Here is a 284-nt window from a genome sequence, read left to right on the forward strand (position 1 = left end):
GACAGGGTGGTTTGAGTGGCGCTGTTGATGGTTCGGTCAGGTTGATCGAAGGCGGTAAAAGAGGGTGTTGACAGCGGTTTGTAACGCTGTAGAATGCGCCTCCCGCTGGAGAGAAGATGGTCTGGTCGGGCGCTGCAAGGTGTTGAGAAGAAAGAAAAATTCTTCGAAAAACAACTTGACAGCAAATGAGGGTGCTGTAAGATGCGCGCCTCGGTTGAGGCGAAAGCCTCAGCCAAACGTTCTTTAACAACTGAATCAAGCAATTCGTGTGGGTGCTTGTGAGT

At 50.7% G+C, this 284-nt stretch carries 1 protein-coding gene; it reads right to left on the reverse strand.

All coding sequences use genetic code 11. The features are described 5' to 3' along the window. A partial coding sequence (locus BVH03_RS26635) for a hypothetical protein (RefSeq protein WP_218189555.1) occupies positions 1–284 on the reverse strand: 284 nt, incomplete at both ends.

Origin of the sequence: Pseudomonas sp. PA15(2017) (genome assembly GCF_001945395.1) — a bacterium.
In the GTDB taxonomy this organism is placed as follows: Bacteria; Pseudomonadota; Gammaproteobacteria; order Pseudomonadales; family Pseudomonadaceae; genus Aquipseudomonas.